12 protein-coding genes are annotated in these 18,203 nt (G+C 52.5%); 5 read left to right on the forward strand and 7 right to left on the reverse strand.

Annotated elements, in window-relative coordinates; all coding sequences use genetic code 11:
- Positions 1-151: 151 nt before the first annotated feature.
- Complete coding sequence (locus HZZ01_RS19770) at positions 152-1,369, reverse strand: diguanylate phosphodiesterase (RefSeq protein ID WP_179899142.1); 1,218 nt, start codon at positions 1,367-1,369, stop codon at positions 152-154.
- Between the two features lie 927 nt (positions 1,370-2,296).
- On the opposite strand from HZZ01_RS19770, the gene HZZ01_RS19775 reads away from it, so the two are divergent.
- Positions 2,297-2,530, forward strand: coding sequence for a DNA polymerase V subunit (locus HZZ01_RS19775; protein ID WP_179899143.1), 234 nt, complete (start codon positions 2,297-2,299; stop codon positions 2,528-2,530).
- Positions 2,531-2,597: 67 nt separating this feature from the next.
- On the opposite strand, the gene HZZ01_RS19780 is transcribed toward HZZ01_RS19775, so the two are convergent.
- Positions 2,598-3,014, reverse strand: a complete 417-nt coding sequence (locus tag HZZ01_RS19780) for a hypothetical protein (RefSeq protein ID WP_255434371.1) — start codon at positions 3,012-3,014, stop codon at positions 2,598-2,600.
- Between the two features lie 550 nt (positions 3,015-3,564).
- Here HZZ01_RS19780 and HZZ01_RS19785 point away from each other — a divergent pair.
- Together HZZ01_RS19785 and HZZ01_RS19790 are read left to right on the forward strand one after the other, a co-directional pair.
- On the forward strand, positions 3,565-5,223 hold the full coding sequence (locus HZZ01_RS19785) for a methyl-accepting chemotaxis protein (RefSeq protein ID WP_179899144.1): 1,659 nt from the start codon (positions 3,565-3,567) through the stop codon (positions 5,221-5,223).
- 589 nt (positions 5,224-5,812) lie between these two features.
- Positions 5,813-7,738, forward strand: a complete 1,926-nt coding sequence (locus tag HZZ01_RS19790) for a methyl-accepting chemotaxis protein (RefSeq protein ID WP_179899145.1) — start codon at positions 5,813-5,815, stop codon at positions 7,736-7,738.
- Positions 7,739-7,797: 59 nt separating this feature from the next.
- Here the strand turns inward: HZZ01_RS19790 and HZZ01_RS19795 are convergent, their stop codons facing one another.
- The 4 genes from HZZ01_RS19795 to HZZ01_RS19810 all read right to left on the reverse strand — a co-directional run bounded on the left by HZZ01_RS19795 (position 7,798) and on the right by HZZ01_RS19810 (position 13,344).
- On the reverse strand, positions 7,798-8,598 hold the full coding sequence (locus HZZ01_RS19795; protein ID WP_179899146.1) for an MBL fold metallo-hydrolase: 801 nt from the start codon (positions 8,596-8,598) through the stop codon (positions 7,798-7,800).
- 77 nt (positions 8,599-8,675) lie between these two features.
- Entirely contained in the window at positions 8,676-9,791 is a 1,116-nt protein-coding gene (locus HZZ01_RS19800) for a metallophosphoesterase (RefSeq protein ID WP_179899147.1), read from the reverse strand.
- A 244-nt stretch (positions 9,792-10,035) separates the two neighbouring features.
- The gene (locus HZZ01_RS19805) at positions 10,036-12,363 is read right to left on the reverse strand and encodes an FdhF/YdeP family oxidoreductase (protein WP_179899148.1); all 2,328 of its coding nucleotides are present in this window, start codon (positions 12,361-12,363) and stop codon (positions 10,036-10,038) included.
- A gap of 642 nt (positions 12,364-13,005) precedes the next feature.
- Positions 13,006-13,344, reverse strand: coding sequence for a cupin domain-containing protein (locus HZZ01_RS19810; RefSeq protein WP_179899149.1), 339 nt, complete (start codon positions 13,342-13,344; stop codon positions 13,006-13,008).
- A gap of 201 nt (positions 13,345-13,545) precedes the next feature.
- Here HZZ01_RS19810 and HZZ01_RS19815 point away from each other — a divergent pair, with 201 nt between their 5' ends.
- Complete coding sequence (locus tag HZZ01_RS19815; protein WP_179899150.1) at positions 13,546-14,283, forward strand: 2-phosphosulfolactate phosphatase; 738 nt, start codon at positions 13,546-13,548, stop codon at positions 14,281-14,283.
- Between the two features lie 47 nt (positions 14,284-14,330).
- Here the strand turns inward: HZZ01_RS19815 and yajD are convergent, their stop codons facing one another.
- The gene (gene yajD / locus HZZ01_RS19820) at positions 14,331-14,678 is read right to left on the reverse strand and encodes an HNH nuclease YajD (protein WP_179899151.1); all 348 of its coding nucleotides are present in this window, start codon (positions 14,676-14,678) and stop codon (positions 14,331-14,333) included.
- A 400-nt stretch (positions 14,679-15,078) separates the two neighbouring features.
- Between yajD and HZZ01_RS19825 the strand changes: the two genes are divergently transcribed.
- Complete coding sequence (locus tag HZZ01_RS19825; RefSeq protein ID WP_179899152.1) at positions 15,079-18,183, forward strand: efflux RND transporter permease subunit; 3,105 nt, start codon at positions 15,079-15,081, stop codon at positions 18,181-18,183.
- Positions 18,184-18,203: the final 20 nt, after the last annotated feature.

The following is an 18,203-nucleotide window of genomic DNA, read 5'->3' on the forward strand; positions in this document are numbered from 1 at the left end:
GTTATTCAGGGACCTGATGAGTATCTGTTTTGCCTGTTGGCTGTCAGATAGATCAAGCATGGCACAGCTTTTGCTTTTTGCAGCGAAGCGGTGTGAGCGGGGTCAAACTCCAGGCAAAAGGAGAGGAAAAGCGGGCTTAATTCAGTTGTATTTATTCCAGGCGGCGTGCCGGCCAGCTCACGGCAGGCTGTGCGTTCAGGGCAGGGCGGGCGAACAGAAAGCCCTGGTAATAGCGGACTCCCGCACCTTCCAGCCACAGCCACTCTTCTATTTTTTCAACCCCTTCCGCGATGACAGTAATCTCCAGCGCCTGACAGCATTTAAGGATAGCAAGAACAATCGCCTGACGCGGGCCGCTGCGGTGAATATCGGTGATCAGCTTTCGGTCAATTTTAACTTTGTCAGGCTGGAAATCAGCTAACAGCGACAGACCCGCGAAACCAGCGCCAAAATCGTCAAGTGCCAGGCTGATTCCGGCGGCTTTTAGCTGCTGAACCGCGAACTGGAATTTGTCGAAGCGCGAGATGATCTCATCTTCGGTTACCTCAACCACGACCTGCTCGGGCTGTAATCCCTGTTGTCTGATTTGCTGGATAAGAAGATCGACCGCATCGTCGATGACCACCAGCGACATGGGCAGCAGGTTGACGGAGAGCGTCTGCTCCCGCAATCCCAAATGTCTGGCAAGCTGAAAAGCGTAGGTTTTAGAGTGCAGATCGGCCTGGTAGCGCTCGCTTTCCTGCAACTGTGAAAAGTAGTCTGCGGGCGAGGCGCCGTGCAGACCGCGTATCAGCGCTTCGCAGGAAACAATCTGCCGATTTGCGGTATCCACGATAGGCTGGAGCGCAAATTGACAGCGCTGATCCGCTGCTGGTTGCCAGGAGGACTGAATATTCGTGGTAACAGGTGAGGTCAGCGCCCAGCTGCTGGCGGGATCGATCCCGATAAACGTCTCTTTATCCCGTCCCTCGACAAACGAACGCAGGAACTTCACGACCCGGTCATGTTTGATGCGCTCATCATTCAGGGTAACCCGCTTCAGCAGCGCATCCACTACGGTGTGCTTCTCATAGTCACGCAAATCAAACAGCGCCATTCCGGCATGGCCGAAGCGACGGGCGGGCGCGTAATCCCGCATCAGCTCAATCAGGTTATAGTGCCGATCATCCCGGCAGATACGCTCAAATACCGCGTTAACGTTGTCAACGGTACCCTCCAGCACCTGAAAAAAGTGCTGCCCGTCATAAAGCAGGATCCCGGTCACTTTCGCCGCGGCATTTTTAATACTTGAATGCTCCACCAACGCCTTTAATCTCTCTGGCGAAACAGTATCCGAAAGCTGGCTACGGTAAATAAGGGTGGAGAGCATAAGCAGACTCATATGGCAGAAAGTGACAGATTAACCATAACACAGAAATTTTAATGGTTAAGAGCACAACTGCGGCCGTTATATCCTTCTGCTTAAGGCATCAGTCTGACCATAGGTTCAGGGAATACTTCAGATTTTGACGATCTGCACAGCGGATCGCTTTGCGACAGGACTCGGGCGGAGAATCAGGAGAGAATAAAAGCCCCCACAAAAGCGGGGGCGAACAGCATAAATAGCGCTTTATTATAACGTTACGGCATCCCTGGTGAGGCGCCGGTCAATCCGGTAGTGCCTGATTATTACGCGTTTTTTACTCTCCTTACCATGTCGTTATGGCAGGGTTTCAGGCGGATAAAAATCAGTTTTTCTGATATCGCAGAAAATTGCCTTGATATTCAATCAGCTGTTCTGAGCTTCTGGTGATTTAAGCCCGGCAAATGAATTATAAGGTTACAAATCCACCCGTTTTTTCAGACGGCGGGTTAACGTTGCCGATGAGCAGTGACAGGTTGATGTCGACATCTGCGTTATCTGAAAAAGTGCCCCCTGTAAAAGGGGGCAAGGGTAGGAGTCAATTCACTCTGTAAAAGAAGTGGATTTCATTACAGAGCCATTTAAAGATAAGGCAAAACCGGGCTTTGTGCCGCTACGGTTAACCCTTTTTTTATTTAGATATCAAATAATTAAAAAGCTAACGATACAAGATCTCTATTTTAATCAATAGGTTAATTCGGCATGAAAACGATTTCTAAGATTAGGCTTAAAGTCCTTTTCAGCCAGATGCTTATGCTAAAAATGGCCTGAATTCAGACGTCGCATTGCAATCTGAGCCAGCTTTACTGCACAGACTTGACCCCTTCAGGGAATAAATATACTGTTTATACACACAGTGTATTTTAAGCTGATAGCCGTTGTGAGGTAAATGATATGTCGCAGGATGATGAGGTGTGGAGAGCATTCAGAGAGGCGATGAGGCGGGATGATTCTGGTCAGTTTACGGTAAGCACCCGTGATTTTGTCGCTGAACTGGAACAGCGCAATTCACCTCACACGCTTCGCGCGGCAAATACATGGATTGAGATGCATATTACCACTTTCAGTGATATCTCGACTGAGGAGGGTGAATGGCGGCTGTTTCAGGTTCCTGCGGCGCGCGATTAACACTTGCCGCAGAGCGGGAAACCATTTTCAGCCTGCCTGCGATGATATGCAGAGGCTGAAGCGGGCATCAGAGCCTGGTGGAGTTCCGTCGCATGTCAGAACGATCCTGGAATTTAGGATTGGCGGGATAACTCTTGTCGCAGGCCATACGCGCCAGGTTCAGAGCAACCTTGCGTTTTTTAAGCTTTAACTTTGGCAACCACTCTTTGAACTGAGCTGTCAGCGCTGCTGCCTGCTGTTCGCTGGTGACGCGACAAATAAACAGTTTACTCTTGGTCTGACGACTGACATCAATGGCGTAAATCTCTACGCCAGCGCTGCAAACATCATATTCTACATCTGTGAACTGCATGTGTGGCCAAAGACCCGTTCTGGTTTCAAATGTGGCTAAATCCATGACAACTACCTTTTTTATTTTAAGCGTTATTGCTATCCAGGCGACTAAACTCTGGTCGGGCCAGTGAGCATAGACCAGAATCAGCATTCTGCCAGTGATTTCGCTGATTTATTCTGGTCCTGCCACGAATGGTTAAAACCTCATAGTGATGTCTCGCGACCCCCGGCTGCGCATCATTGACTTATCAGAGGCGCTGATGTCAGTCAGGCTTCAGGCTTTTGTGCTCTCCGGCTATGCCACTTTATCCACCCAGTCATTTTGCGTCTCCTGCAGAATTTTGCGTCTTTAAAATTCCCACAAAATAACATTTATCGTCAGATAATTTGTTGAATTAGCAGGCTAATCATCAGATTCCCAATCATGGGCGCTGGTGGGTAATTATGACCACCGGGCAGTAGAAAACAGACTCCGGATGATAACGGCGGTTTCAACAGTATGAAGAGGTGTAAAAAGGTGTGTCAAAATGAAAGGGAGTGAAATCCAGATTATTTTTCTGCATGGCACACTTTGGTTCATTCGCAAGGAAAAATAAAAAAATATATCCCCTGCCATTAATTAAAGCCCTGCAGTTAAGCGCCGATAAGAACGATCCAGTTTTAAAGCATATTCAAATTAATTTTTTTGTCCGGGGACAAGTATGACTATTACACAACGTCTGGTATTGATTTTTTCACTGCTCGCAATGTCACTGATTGCGTTGGTGATTATCTCTTTGTCAGTGATTTCGGGCTTCCAGTCGCGTTTTGAATATGTACAGATGAACGCGATACCCAGCATTCGTGATCTCAATAAATCAATCAGCGTGACCAATCAGCTAGGTATTGCGCTTTATCGCCATCACAGTACCACTGATGCGACGAAATTCCCCGAGGCGGAACAGCGTATTGAGAATCTGCTGACGCAGATTAAGTCGCTTAATGATTTTTATATGGCGAACGACATCTCAAACGATGAAGACAAAGGAATGACGGAGCAGGCCGATAAAAACCTGGAGGCGGTCCGTAATGCATTGCCAGCGTTTATTGCTGCCTCACGCGCCCACAATGATGCGGTCACACTGCCGTTATTACAGAGCGAGAACGGTATTGGCGCTGCAGCCCGTAAGATGGAAGCGGATTTCACCCGTCAGATTCAGCTGAACATCGATATTGGCGAACAGCTCAGAACTGAGAATAAGCGTATTTATAACAGGACGCTGTGGATGATGTCTGGCGGGTCCTTGCTGCTTATTCTGATACTGGCCGCTTTCTCCACTAAGGTGATTCTGGGCATCAAAAAGAGCCTCTCTGGCATGGTGAATACCATGACGCAGGTCAGTCATACGCTTGACCTGACCCACACCGCCGAAGTCCGCAGTAAGGATGAGATTGGTAAAACGGCAATGGCATTTAACCAGCTGCTGGCCCGCGTTTCTGGCACGCTTCTGTCGGTCAGTCATGCCGCACAATCGGTCAGTACCGGTTCAACGCAGATCGCCGCTGGCAATGAGGATCTTTCTGCGCGCACGGAAGAACAGGCTGCTTCACTGGAGCAGACGTCTGCCAGTATGGCAACACTGAGTGAAACGGTGCGTCAGAACTCAGAAGGTGCGCATCAGGCCAGCAGCCTGGTGAATAATGCCAATAACATGTCAATCCAGAATGGGTCGGCGGTGAAGCAGATGCTCAGCACGATGGATGAGATCCGCGGCAGCTCTGCCAAAATCTCTGAAATCACCGGGCTGATTGAAGGCATTGCGTTCCAGACCAATATTCTGGCACTGAATGCGGCCGTTGAAGCCGCGCGTGCCGGTGAGCATGGTCGCGGCTTCGCCGTGGTCGCCTCAGAAGTGCGTAATCTGGCGCAGCGCTCCTCTTCTGCTGCCCGTGAAATCAAAGAGCTGATTTCCACATCAGTTTCACAGGTTGAGCACGGTTTAGAACAGGCTAGCGGTGTTGGTGCAAACAGTGAAAATGTCCGCCAGGCGATTCAGCAGGTAGCTGATCTGGTCAATGAGATTGCCGCAGCAACCTCTGAGCAGAGCAAAGGCATTGAGCAGGTTCATCAGGCGATTGGCCAGATGGATGAAGTGACGCAGCAGAACGCCTCGCTGGTGGAGGAGGCCTCATCTGCTTCTAAGTCGCTGCAGGAGCAGGCAGAGACGCTGGCAGGATTGGTGGCGACCTTTACGCTGGAGAGCAATCACCGTGTCGCAAAGTCGCAGCAGACCGCAGCTCTGCGTCGTCCGGTATTGCAGACAAAGCAGCCCGAGCGCCAGGCCATCGACATGACGAAGGCGAACTGGGAAAGTTTTTAACAGTTTACCAATACCATAATGGCCTCCACACTGTGGGGGCTTTTTTTTAGTATTAATCAATACAACAACGTCTTTTAAATAAAATGAAATCGATTTCATTACTAAAAAAGAAGTTACTCTTTAGAGTTATATAATTAGGTTTATTTTTTTCTTGGATTTTATTTTCGGCTAATAGCGTAATGATAATTAATCAGATAGAGCGCAGATATTTGTTATCGGCGATTTCTGAGTCGACTTTAATTTCTTTATTTTCAAAACAATAATGCTGAAGACACGCTAACGGCTTAAGGTGCCCGCTGAAGGGTTTGTTTTTTATCTTTATGATATATATGGTTATTTTTAAGTTTGAGTTAGGCTAATCTTGCAGTAAATATCGTCATTTTATTCACTGAAAAATAACGGAACGCAATCTATACTCCTTTCTGTTGTTATATGTGTTTCTGAATTTCATACAAAACTCATCTCTTCATACCAACACCGTGCTGCATGAAGCACGTCTGGCTATGTAAAAGAAGAAGTAAAAATAAAATTACAAACCTTATTTTGTCCAGGGCTCACCTGCACGCCTCATACACCAGAGCGGAAAAGAATGAAAAAATTACTCGACCGGATTAATCTGCCAGCGAAATTCCTGTTACTGGGATCTTTTGCGCTGGTGCTGTTTATTTTACCTACATTTTTGTTTATTCAGACAGGCAATCAGCTAATTGACACAAAGAATGTGGAACTGACCGGTATACCGGTTGAAAGAGAGGTACTCAAGCTACTGAATCTCTTGCAGCGGCACCGTGCGCAAAGCGCGATCGCTATCTCACTGAACAAGCCTGATAACGCGCCACGCATGGCGTTGGTTAGTGAAGTTAATAGCTTATCTCAAACAATCGCTGACGATTTACGCAAAGATGATGAGCTGGCGCTGCCTCTTAAGCGGCTGGAGCGTGTTAATCAGGAGTGGAGCCAGCTGCAGAACGATATCAATGCAGGCAGACTTACGCTGGATACCAGCCTGACGAGACACGCTCAGCTGATCCAGACGCTGCTCGATACTAATCAGGATGTACTTGATTTCTATCAGCTATCTCTGGACGCCGATCTGAACACCTATCAGCTAATCGTCAGTATCTTTAGTCGTCTGCCGCAGCTAACTGAAACGCTGGGGCAGATTCGTGCTAACGGCACTTCGCTGATTGCTGGGGGAAATGTATCGGATGCAGATCGCAGCCGTATGGCATTCCAGCTTGATTATGGCAGAACGGCGCTGAGACAGTTCAGCAGTAACATAGATAAAGTATTTGCCATTGAGCCGGATCTTAAAACCACTTTTGGAAACCTCGCACAGGATGCTAACCAGCAGGCACTGAGTGCGCTGAATTTGGCTGATAGTGTTTTTGTCAGCGGTCATGCCAGCGTGACGCCGGTTGACTATGTACGTGTCTTTACTCAGGCGATCAACCGTTACGGTGAGCTGGGGGAACAAACCAGCCATCGTCTGGAAGGAATGATGCAAACGCAGATTCAGGAACGTCGTCAGGCGCAATACCTGCTGCTGGCAGGCCTGCTCACCATCGCGTTGCTGGCCATTCTGCTCGCTGTGATGATCACCCGTTCTGTCACCCGTCCGGTAAAAGAAGCGGTCGAAGTTGCCAGTCGTGTCGCGGCTGGCGATCTGACGGCAGCGCTGACTGTTTCCGGCAGCAATGAAATGGCTGAACTCTTGAATGCATTAATGCGGATGCAGCAGCGTCTTGCCCAGCTTGTTTCGGATATCAAAGGCAATGCAGCCACCATCGCCAACTCCTCTGAAGAGATTGCACGTGGCAATGGCGACCTTTCGTCACGCACCGAACAGCAGGCCGCTTCACTCGCTGAAACAGCGGCCAGTATGGAACAACTGGCTTCAATCATTCAGCAGAATGCGGATAACACCCGCTTTGCCTCTGATCGCGCAGAATCAGCAACTCAGGCGGCACTGTTAAGCGGCGCAGCGATGGATTCCGTGATGCAGACGATGCACAAAATCCGTGGCAGTTCGGGACAGATTGAAGAGATCACCTCCGTCATCGACAGCATCGCTTTCCAGACCAATATCCTGGCACTGAATGCGGCCGTTGAAGCGGCACGCGCGGGTGAACAGGGCAAAGGCTTTGCCGTTGTTGCGTCGGAAGTGCGTGCGCTGGCACAACGTTCAGCCAGTGCAGCGAAAGAGATCAAGAGCCTGATCGAGCAGTCGGTGACGCATGCGCATGAAGGGATCGCGATGGCCCAGAACGCAGGCGACAAAGTGAAGCAGAGCGTCAGCGCGATTGAACAGACCTCTCAGCTGATGCGCGATATCTCTGCTTCATCTGAAGAGCAGAGCAGCGGTATTTCGCAGGTTAATATTGCGGTGAACCAGATGGATCAGGTGACGCAGCAGAACGCCGTGCTGGTCGAAGAGTCTGCCTCTTCTGCAGAGGAACTCGCTTCGCGCGCAGGTCAGTTGCGTACAATGGTCGCGGTATTCCAGACCGCATAAGTGAGTTAAAACAGCCGCCACCTGTGGGCGGCTGTTCCCTTCTCCGCGTTTATCGTCCGCTACGCCTGATGATCCTGCAGACAGGCCAGATACTTCTCTCCTGACCCCATCACTTTCTCTTTTGCCTGATGATGAATATCCTGACCTTCAAACGCGCCATAAAGCTGTCCGAACGTCACACCGGAGAGCCGATGCATGATGTCACCCACGGTGGCGGATGACAGCGGAAGCATATTCGGGTAGCTCCACATAAAGGACACGCCATGCGCACCCGGCGTCACCTGAATAATATCACCCGCCAGAATCACGCCTTCGTCTTCGTCCCAGTGCAGCACGCTGCCACCGGGAAAATGGCCGCCCAGCCGTAACAGCGTCACACCGGGCATCAGCGTCAGCGACTCACCCTGCCAGAGCTGGATATGCGGACTCTCCCTCACAATCCATTGCCGATCGTATGCATGCAGATGAACAGGGGCGTTAAACGCCTCAGCCCACTCCTGCATGGTGGTGTAGTAGTGCGGATGTGAAATCGCGATAGCATCAATGCCACCCAGCGCGGCAATAAGCGTATAAGTGGCATCATCCAGGTTGGCAATGCAGTCCCATAGCACGTTGCCGTGCGGCGTACGCAGCAGAAAAGCGCGCTGGTTGATGGCAAACTCAGGTACGGTTTTAAGGCTTAATAGCGCATCGTTATGCGCCGTCCACTTATTAGCGTGGCTGGCGCGCAATTCATCAAACGCGATCCAGCGCTGACCCGCAGCCGGAACATACTGACGTTCATCCTCACAGATTTTACAGTGCTGATCGGGGGCTGCAGAGGGATAAGCGGTCCCACAGGCGGTACATAACATCGTCATCGTGATCTCCTTTGTTTCACTCAAGCTTATGCACACCTGTGAAAACCGCACTTTCCTGAGGCTATTTCGTCACGCGATTACGGCTGGCGGCGCAGCGTAATCCGGGTCAGTTCCGAGGGACGGCCCAGCCTGACCGCCATGCCTGGCCAGAGTGCCGTGCCGTTATTCACATAGAGCTGCATTCCGTCGACCTGATAAAGCCCGGAGACAAACCCGGCATTGGGTTTAGCAAACAGCCGGTCCAGCCCGATAATCAGGCCGCCATGCGTATGGCCGGAGAGCTGCACATCTACCCCCTGCGCCGCGTTCTGGTGGGCATTTCGTGGCTGATGATCCAGCAGAATCACCGGCGCGCTTTCAGGTGCCTGTTCCAGTGCACGGGCCAGATCCGGACCGGTCGCGTTCCTGCCTGGCGCGGAGGCGTCCGGCAGGCCAGCAATCACCAGTTTTGCGGCTCCGCGCTCGATAACGGTATGGCTGTTGAGCAGGGGCTGTAGGCCCAGTGAGGCCAGATGCGCCGTCCAGATCGCCTGATGGAAGAAATATTCGTGGTTGCCGGTGATGGCCCATACGCCGTCCGGTGCTGCCAGCTTGCGCAGCGGTGCAACGTCATGCCGTCGATGCTCCAGGCTGCCATCGATCACATCCCCCGTCACCACAATCAGATCGGCTTTAAGAGACATCGCCCGTTCAACCATCGCGGCAGTCCAGGCCGCATTAAATAATCGGGTGATGTGAAGGTCGGTCAGTTGCAGCAGCTGATAGCCATCGAACTCAGCCGGAAGGTTGGGCAGTACCAGCGTCACCTCTTTGACTGGCGGCACCCGTATTGCCTGCTGTACGCCAAAGGCAGCCATCGCCATTGCCAGCACGACGGCCAGATAGCGAACACCGGGAACCAGCTCCAGCGGATGACGCAGCAACAGGGCGATCAGCATGACCGCATCCATCAGCATCTGAAGCAGTGCCAGCAGCAGCACAGTGCTGTACGCCCAGTTAAATAAGATGATGACGATGCGAGGCATTTCGGCGGAGAACATCCCGCCCGAGGTAAAGCGGCTTACCAGCAGATATTGTGAGGCCAGCAGCACCAGTGCTGAAAGCAGGATCTTGATGGCCAGAGGCATGGATAATGGAATAATGACGCGCGCAATAACATACCAGCTGGGTAAGCTGAAAATCAGGTGAAACATGGCATTTTTCCGGTAGGGCGCTGAATATCCGCGCAGGCAAAAAAAGAGACAAGGGTTTATAGAGCCGTTTTCAGCATTGTAGTGTATACGATGCTGCCGTCAGGGTTACTTCACGCCAGGTGCTTTAACGGAGATAAAGCAGGAAGAAAGGATGAGCAAAAACATCTCTGCAGGGCGCAAAAACAAAAAAAGCGTGACCGGTGCACCGGCCACGCTGACAACATTCACATTCTGATACGTCCGATTAGCGTAGAACGCCTGAGGTCGTCTGCGTCTCGTCGGTGACGCGCGTCATGGCGATGGGAATGCTTTTATAGGCGGGAATGCCACTTTTGGTATCGTGGCTGTCGAGCGGCACCATCACATTCGCCTCGGGATAGTATGCGCCGACTGAACCTGAGGCCATATCAATAATCACGATGGTCAGGTTTTTCATCTGGCGCGAGGTGGGATTGCCCTCCGGGTCCAGCGCCATCAGATCGACACGGTCACCGACCCGCAACTGGCGTTTTTCTGCCTCTTCAGCATTGATAAACAGCACGTCACGCCGGCCCGTTACACCACGATAGCGATCGTTCAGGCCATACAGCGTGGTGTTGTACTGGTCGTGACTGCGCAGGGTGGTGAGTACCAGGTCATGGCATTTCAGCGAGCGGGGATCTTCATTGATGCCCTGCATCACCTTAAACTGCGCACGGCCAGATGGCGTAAGCCAGACGCGCTCTGATGCGGCATTATGAAGCCGGAATCCACCCGGATGCTTAATCCGCTCATTGAAGTTTTCAAACGCCGGGAACACCGCTTCAATGGCATCACGGATGCGGCTGTAATCGGCAGCCATGGCTGACCAGTCAACCACGCTGTCTGGCAGCGTTGCCTTAGCAAGGGAGGCCACCAGCGCCGGTTCAGATTTAAGATGAGGCGAAGCCGGTTCCAGCGAGCCACGTGAGGCATGTACCATCGACATTGAATCTTCAACAGTCACACTTTGAACGCCGGTAGCCTGAACATCGCTCTCAGTACGGCCCAGCACGGGTAGCAGATAGTTGTGCTTACCGAGTAACAGGTGTGAGCGGTTGAGTTTGGTGGCCATATGCACCACCAGATCCAGTTTGCGCATCGCCGGGAACGTCACCTGTGGATCAGAGATCGCTTCTGCCAGATTGCCGCCCAGACAGAGCAGCGCTTTGGCTTTGCCGTCGCGCATCGCCTTAATCGCCTCAACCGCGCCATGACCATGCTTCTGCGGCGGCTGGAATCCAAACACCTTCTCTATGCCATCCAGCAGCGACTGCGGTGGGATCTCCGTGATGCCCACCGTGCGATCGCCCTGCACATTGGAGTGACCGCGTAACGGACAGATACCCGCGCCTGGCTTACCGATGTTGCCGCGCATCAGCAGCAGGTTGGCAATTTGCTGCACGTTCTGGGTGCCATACTGGTGCTGAGTAATCCCCATGCCGTAACAGATGATGGTGCGTTCAGCACTGGCGTAGAGCCGGGCGATATGCTGGATCTCTTCGCGCGCCATGCCAGAGACTTTCAGAATATGCGCCCAGTCGGTACTCTCCAGGTCGGCTTTCAGGGCGTCAAACCCTTCGGTGTGCTCAGTGATAAAGGCTTCATCAATGACGCCGGGTTCGCCTTTGCTCAGCGCCTCCTCGTGCATAGTGAGCAGGATCTTCATCACCCCTTTCAGCATCGCCGCGTCGCCGCCCACCCGCACTTTGTAGTAAGTCGATGCCAGCTCAGTGGAGCTCATTGATAACATCTCAATCGGGCTCTGCGGTGAAGTAAAACGCTCCAGTCCGCGTTCACGCAGCGGGTTGATCGCCACGATAGTCGCACCGCGTTTAGAAACTTCACGCAGCGTGCCCAGCATACGCGGATGGTTAGTGCCGGGATTATGGCCGATGCAGAGCACGAGGTCACAGTGATCAAAATCTTCCAGCTCTACCGTGCCTTTGCCGACGCCAATCGACTCCGGCAGCCCGACGCTGGTCGGTTCGTGGCACATGTTTGAGCAGTCAGGAAAGTTATTGGTGCCATATTCGCGGGCGAAGAGCTGCCACAGGAACGCCGCTTCATTTGAGGCGCGACCCGAAGTATAAAACTCCACGCTATCCGGATCGTCGTAGCTGCGCAGATGCTCCCCAATTTCCCGGAATGCCGTCTCCCATTCGATGGGCTGATAGGTATCAGTAGCGGCATCGTACTTCATCGGATGGGTCAGGCGACCTTCGCCCTCCAGATGCAGTGCGCTGCGATCCCACAGTTCAGTCACGGTATGGGCAGCAAAAAATTCCGGCGTGGTGCGCTTGCTGGTGGCTTCCCACGAGACGGCTTTTGCGCCGTTTTCGCAGAACTCAAAGGATGAGGCATGTTGCGGGTCAGGCCAGGCACAACCCGGACAGTCAAAGCCCTGTGGCTGGTTGACTTTAAACAGGGCAATCACATCCTGCTTCACAGACATCTGGCCGCGGATCGCATCCGCAACTGCCTTTAGTGCGCCCCAGCCACCAGCAGCACCACCATAAGGGGCAATGCCATTTGTGCGATTTTGCTCTTTCATAATGCTCCACAGTGTCTCTATTGTTATCCGATAAGCCTGGTACAGAAAAAGTCATCGCAGCGTGAATTCTGGCTATTATTCAGTGAAATTCTCTCTCAAAATGTTTCGGTGAGGGGGCGTTGTGAAGTTAAGCGATCAAATAAAGGATGGGCGGTAACTGGAAACAGACCTATAAACGAGGCGACTCTGCCTGGATTCTGAGCAATGGATAAAAAAATAGAGGCCTCTTTATCTTCGTCGGCAGAATGACAGGGTTAATGTATTGTTTTAATGGAAATAATAATGGGTTGGTGATCGGAGGAGGCGACATTTTACGTAATTGATTTCGTACTGATAACGTTATTTCAGGTGATATTTACGCCTGTGCGCTAAAGCCGATAAGATAATACGGTTCATTTTACTTTTTACGCTGATAAACCCTCAGTCTGCATAAAACCTTCTTTTGAGGGACGGGATAACGCGTATTACAAGGATCATAAAATGCCTTTACCAGAACGAATGAGACCCGCAAAAGTCAGTAGCAAAAAGATCACTGAACTGGCGAAAATGGCTGCAGAGATACTTTCACGCATTGATAATGGCTGATCAGTTCATGGACTTGTGCTGTTCCACAAAGTGTATTGTGATAGCGCTGTTTGCAGATTAAGGAAGGTCCGTCCGATCCCCCCGTGTTGTCGGATGAGAAATCACAATAAATTCTACCGGCACATCGCCGTTGTTTCTGGCCTGGTGCCTGGCGAGTGGCGGAATTTCGATTCCCTGTTGCGCACTGATCTCATGCAGGTGTCCGTCCAGCTCCATAGTCAGTACGCCCAGAAGAACAAAGAAAAACTGCCTGGATACAGCATGATAGTGTTTTTTCTCACTGGTGCCGGGCGGCATTTTTTCATGAATGACCAGCATATCCTTGCGGTTCATCAGGTACCAGCCATCGCACCCGTCACCCCAGACATAGTGTTCTGCATTCTCTTTTGAAATCATTAACCTGCTCCGCAATTATCATTAAAAGGTTCTACGCTCTGGCTCACTATACATGGCCAGGTCGTTGATTCTCAATTTGTTCAGTTGCAGCGATCACTGATCCGGATAGCTGAATGTGCTGAAACCTTATTTAATCATGACCAGTCAATGGTATGTGTATGAATGACTATCATCCCAACAACCTGCAAGAGAGGATGCGATATGCAATGGTGTAATCAGGAGAGGTTTGACATTCGCCTTGAGTGGGGACCGCCGGCCATCAGTTACGCGGCCAGGGACGTGCAGTGCATCGTGATCGTCGATGTGATGTCCTTCTCCATCTGTGTCAGCCTGGCGGTCGACAAGGGTGCGCAGGTTTATCCTTATCCGTGGAAAGATGCCTCTGCCCTTGAATATGCAAACAGCATCGGGGCACAGGCCGCCAGCTTCGGGAGAATATCTGACGCAGCCGGTTTTAGTCTCTCACCTGCATCGATTCAGAAAATAACAGAGGGCGAGAAGCTGGTGCTGCCGTCTCCCAATGGTTCAGCGATCTCATTCCTTGCCCGTGACAGGGATGCGGGCGTAACCGTATTCAGCGGTTGCTTCAGGAACCTTACGCAGACTGCAATAGCCTGCAGGGACTTTGAACGCATTCTGGTCATTCCCTGTGGAGAAAGATGGCCCGATGGCACGCTTCGCCCGGCTATCGAAGACTATACTGCCGCCGGTGGGATTATTGCAGCAATCGGGCGTGATCGCTGTTCTCCGGAAGCAAAAGGTGCGGTTGCCGCCTGGCAACAGCTTAATCTGGTGTCTCTTCGCGAATGCTCTTCAGCCCTTGAACTTCAACAGCGCGGATTTCCGGATGATGTCGATCTCTGCCTGGATCTGGATCGTGCGAAGCGGGCCTGCCAGCTACAGGGAGATTTTTATGCATCGGTTTCGGGACGGGGCTAAGCCTGTCAGGGTGGGTTGAATATCCTGACAGGCCCAACGTTCAGGGATTACTTCTTCTTGTTCAGCATCGACTTCAGGTCAGCAAACGGGTTGTAAGTGGCTTCACCAACATCTTTTTGTGCATCCTCCCCTGCCACCACGCGGGTGCCATACTGGTCAGCCTCAGTGTACTTTGAGTGCTCGTGGTCATGACAAAAGAGACACAACAACTCCCAGTTACTGCCATCTTCCGGATTATTGGTGTGGTCGTGATCGATATGATGAACCGTCAGTTCGCGCAGGTTTGAATAAACAAATTCGCGTGAGCAGCGTCCACACACCCATGGATAAATTTTAAGTGCTTTCTCACGGTAGCCGCTTTCCAGCCGCGTGTAGTTTTTAGGGATCAGAGCCATTGCCGGGAATACCTGTTATGCAGAGAAAATGTCACGATAGTGCAGCCAATATATCCCACAATGGAACCGAAGGAGAAATCATCGTGTTCCGCCTGAAAGGGAGTTACATCATCCGGTATGACTATGCCATCCGGCTAACGGGGCAGGTTTTTTAATCTTTACGCGCTTAACCTCTGCCGACAGTCTGATAATCATCCCTTTGCATGCGTCTTGCTTTCATCTCAGCCAGCGCTAACCTGGCTTGTCAGCAGCTAAGGGGCAGAATATTGCTGCATTCAGCCTGGTGTAAGAAAAGGCAATGTCAGGATGTTTATCCGAACGGTACAACCTATAATCAACGCAGTTTGTTGGCCCGCAGGAATGCAGGTCTTGCACCCGCCCAAAGGAAGAGATCCCGCTGATGTTTTCTCGTTTTTTTATTTATCGTCCCGTCTTTGCATGGGTTGTTGCCATTTTAATAATGCTGCTTGGCGCGCTCTCCATCACCCTGTTACCGGTGGAACAATATCCCGATGTTGCGCCGCCCTCAGTGAATATCAGCGCAACTTATACCGGTGCGTCAGCGGAAACGCTGGAGAATAGCGTCACGCAGGTGATCGAGCAGCAGCTGACCGGGCTGGATAACCTGCTCTATTTTACCTCCAGCAGCAGCTCGCAGGGGAACGTGTCAGTGACTGTCACTTTCAGCCAGGGCACTGATCCAGACACCGCTCAGGTGCAGGTACAGAACAAGGTGCAACAGGCGCTCTCCCGTCTGCCCAGTGAAGTGCAGCAGCTTGGCGTCACCGTGACCAAATCCCAGTCGAACTTTCTGCTGGTGATGGGGCTATATGACACCACGGGCAAAAGCAACAGCACGGATATCGGTGACTGGCTGGTGAGTAATATGCAGGAGCCGCTGGCGAGGACCGAAGGTGTCGGTGACATCCAGGTGTTTGGCGGTCAGTACGCAATGCGTATCTGGCTCGATCCCTTCAAACTAAACGCTTTTGCCTTGCAGCCCTCTGACGTGTCGGCGGCAATACGCTCGCAAAACATTCAGGTCTCAGCGGGTAAAATCGGTGGCCTTCCATCGCCCGATAATCAGCAACTTACTGCCACCGTCAGAGCGCAGTCGCGACTGCAGACGCCAGAGCAGTTCCGCAACATCATTGTCAAAAGTGACAAAAGCGGCGCCATCGTGCGGGTGGGAGATGTTGCGCGAGTGGAGCTGGGGGGCGAATCCTATGACATGACCACGCGGCTTAACGGGCATCCTGCAGCCGGTGTTGGGGTGATGCTGGCACCGGGCGCGAACGCGCTGGCCACCGCGACGCTGGTGAAAAACAAAGTTGAAGAGTATCGCCACTCGATGCCGCAGGGCTACGAAGTGGCGTATGCGCTCGACAGCACCGACTTCATCAAAATCTCGGTTGAGGATGTGGTGATCACCCTGATCGAAGCGATCGCGCTGGTGGTGGTGGTGATGTACCTGTTCCTGCAGAATATCCGCGCGACGCTCATCCCGGCGCTGGCGGTGCCGGTCGTGCTGCTCGGCACCTTTGGTGTACTGGCGCTGTGCGGCTATACCATCAACACCCTGACCTTGTTTGCCATGGTGCTGGCTATCGGGCTGCTGGTGGATGATGCGATTGTGGTCGTTGAGAACGTTGAACGCATCATGCATGACGAAGGTTTGCCAGCGCGTGAGGCAACCGAAAAGTCGATGAAAGAGATCTCCGGTGCGCTGGTGGCTATTGCGCTGGTACTCTCGGCAGTCTTTCTGCCGATGGCGTTTTTTGCCGGATCGACCGGCGTGATTTACCGGCAGTTCTCCATCACAATCATTGCCGCTATGACCTTTTCCGTGGTGGTGGCGCTCACTCTGACACCCGCGCTGTGTGGCATGCTGCTGCGGCCGACAACACCGCATCGCAAAGGCTTCTTTGGCGGTTTTAACCGCTTTTATGCCGCCACCGAGCGCCAGTATCGTCACAAAGTCGTGAGCACCTTGCGTCGCCCGCTGATCATGGTGTCGCTTTATGCGGCAATGGGTGTGGTGTTGTTTATCATGTTCACCCGTCTGCCGGGCAGCTTCCTGCCGACCGAAGATCAGGGCAGCATTATGCTTCAGGCAACATTACCTGCGGGCGCTACGGCCAGCCGCACAGAGGCCGTCAATCAGCAGATTGTTGACTGGTTCCTGACTGAAGAGAAACAGAATATTGATGTGGTCTTCACCATCAATGGCTTTAACTTCAGTGGTGCTGCGCAGAATGCCGGTATGGCGTTTATCAAACTTAAAAACTGGGATCAACGTCCAGGCAGTGAAAACTCTGCCGAGGCGATTGCCGGGCGCGCCACCTATGCGCTTGCGTCGATTCGGGATGCGCAGATCTTTGCACTGACACCGCCATCGGTGCCAGGTCTGGGACAGAACAATGGCTTCACCTATGAGCTGCTGGCCAGCGGCGGCACCACGCGTGAGCAACTGGGTAACCTGCGCGATCAACTGTTACAGCGCGCAGTACAAAGCCCGGAGCTGATCGGCGTGCGGGCGAATATCCTGCCGCAGACCCCGCAGTTGCAGGTTGACATTGATACCAGCAAAGCGGTGGCGCTGGGACTGCAACTGGATGACGTGACCGATACGCTGACCAGCGCCTGGGGCGGCGCCTACATCAATGACTTTATCGATCGGGGTCGTGTGAAGCGGGTTTATGTGCAGGGTGACGGTCAGTATCGCTCAGCACCGTCGGATCTGGATAAGTGGTATATCCGTAACAGTGAGGGCACCATGACGCCGTTCTCGGCGTTTGCCTCAACCCGCTGGACCATGGGGCCGGAAAGCCTGAATCGTTACAACGGCTCAGCCTCCTACGAAATTCAGGGACAGAACGCCGAAGGATTCAGTTCTGGCGATGCCATGAACACCATTGAGCGGCTGGCCAATGAACTCCCGGCAGGGACAACAGGCGCGTGGAGCGGACTTTCACTGCAGGAGAAGCAGGCAGGCGGACAGTCCACTACGCTCTATGCGATCTCGATTCTGGTCGTTTTTCTCTGTCTGGCTGCGCTGTATGAGAGCTGGTCAGTGCCGTTTTCCGTGCTGCTGGCGGTGCCGCTCGGCGTCCTGGGTACCGTGCTGGCGGTGGCGTTACGCGGATTGAGTAATGATATCTACTTCCAGGTGGCGTTGCTGACCACGGTCGGGCTGACCTCCAAGAACGCAATACTGATTATCGAATTCGCCGAAGATGCAGTACGTCAGGGCAGTTCACTGAGTGCGGCTGCGTTGCAGGCGGCGCGAACCCGTTTGCGGCCGATCATGATGACGTCACTGGCCTTTATTGCGGGTGTCATCCCACTGGCGGTGGCGACCGGGGCCGGCGCGAACAGCCGCATCGCTATTGGTACCGGCATCATCGGCGGCACGCTGGCAGGCACGGTCCTGGCATTGTTCTTTGTTCCGCTGTTCTTTGTGCTGGTGAAGCACTATCTGACACGCCATCGCAAAGGCCAATAACGCAGACAGCCCGCCTGCAG

Source organism: Pantoea sp. WMus005 (assembly GCF_013415305.1).
GTDB lineage: Bacteria > Pseudomonadota > Gammaproteobacteria > Enterobacterales > Enterobacteriaceae > Pantoea > Pantoea rara.

What these genes read in the sequence shown, in the direction of transcription:
- HZZ01_RS19770 (WP_179899142.1), bottom strand. Translation starts at nt 1,369, where the DNA reads ATGCTCTCCACCCTTATTTACCGTAGCCAGCTTTCGGATACTGTTTCG.
- HZZ01_RS19775 (WP_179899143.1), top strand. Translation starts at nt 2,297, where the DNA reads ATGTCGCAGGATGATGAGGTGTGGAGAGCATTCAGAGAGGCGATGAGG.
- HZZ01_RS19780 (WP_255434371.1), bottom strand. Translation starts at nt 3,014, where the DNA reads ATGCTGATTCTGGTCTATGCTCACTGGCCCGACCAGAGTTTAGTCGCC.
- HZZ01_RS19785 (WP_179899144.1), top strand. Translation starts at nt 3,565, where the DNA reads ATGACTATTACACAACGTCTGGTATTGATTTTTTCACTGCTCGCAATG.
- HZZ01_RS19790 (WP_179899145.1), top strand. Translation starts at nt 5,813, where the DNA reads ATGAAAAAATTACTCGACCGGATTAATCTGCCAGCGAAATTCCTGTTA.
- HZZ01_RS19795 (WP_179899146.1), bottom strand. Translation starts at nt 8,598, where the DNA reads ATGACGATGTTATGTACCGCCTGTGGGACCGCTTATCCCTCTGCAGCC.
- HZZ01_RS19800 (WP_179899147.1), bottom strand. Translation starts at nt 9,791, where the DNA reads ATGTTTCACCTGATTTTCAGCTTACCCAGCTGGTATGTTATTGCGCGC.
- HZZ01_RS19805 (WP_179899148.1), bottom strand. Translation starts at nt 12,363, where the DNA reads ATGAAAGAGCAAAATCGCACAAATGGCATTGCCCCTTATGGTGGTGCT.
- HZZ01_RS19810 (WP_179899149.1), bottom strand. Translation starts at nt 13,344, where the DNA reads ATGATTTCAAAAGAGAATGCAGAACACTATGTCTGGGGTGACGGGTGC.
- HZZ01_RS19815 (WP_179899150.1), top strand. Translation starts at nt 13,546, where the DNA reads ATGCAATGGTGTAATCAGGAGAGGTTTGACATTCGCCTTGAGTGGGGA.
- yajD (WP_179899151.1), bottom strand. Translation starts at nt 14,678, where the DNA reads ATGGCTCTGATCCCTAAAAACTACACGCGGCTGGAAAGCGGCTACCGT.
- HZZ01_RS19825 (WP_179899152.1), top strand. Translation starts at nt 15,079, where the DNA reads ATGTTTTCTCGTTTTTTTATTTATCGTCCCGTCTTTGCATGGGTTGTT.